The sequence below is a fragment of the Bacillus sp. GbtcB10 genome (genome assembly GCF_019091365.1).
Lineage (GTDB): Bacteria > Bacillota > Bacilli > Bacillales > Bacillaceae > Bacillus > Bacillus altitudinis.
On record NZ_JAGXJP010000276.1, the window covers coordinates 1 to 252 of the forward strand.

At 46.4% G+C, this 252-nt stretch carries 1 protein-coding gene and 1 pseudogene; both read right to left on the reverse strand.

Annotated features, from left to right (window positions below; translation table 11 throughout):
• Window positions 1–50: 50 nt before the first annotated feature.
• Window positions 51–176 (reverse strand): hypothetical protein, encoded by a 126-nt coding sequence (locus KVT11_RS21325; protein WP_302693895.1) that lies wholly within the window; start codon window positions 174–176, stop codon window positions 51–53.
• Window positions 136–252 (reverse strand): annotated as a pseudogene (locus tag KVT11_RS21205) (RNA polymerase sigma factor SigX); the annotation flags it as partial. The pseudogene KVT11_RS21205 and the gene KVT11_RS21325, both read right to left, overlap by 41 nt.

Genomic DNA, 252 nt, shown 5'->3' on the forward strand with positions numbered 1-252 from the left:
ACCACAACGGTTGCGACCGCTGGACCGATCCATCTGGCACTTTTCTTTTACTACCCGCTTGCCAACAGCATTTGCTGGTAAATCTGCTTAGATGAACGGTTGACCTCCACCTTTGGAAGCTGACTGAGTAATACTTTAATTCGTTCTTCGCTCCAATAGGACCTGTTCGTTTTCATTCACTAGCTCCTCCTTCTAAAGCTCCATATGTTTTCGGAGCACTTTCAGGCCTCGGTGCTGCTTTGTTTTGACTTT

Excerpts from the sequence above, each read along its gene's own strand:
- KVT11_RS21325 (WP_302693895.1), bottom strand. The coding sequence starts at position 176 with ATGAAAACGAACAGGTCCTATTGGAGCGAAGAACGAATTAAAGTATTA.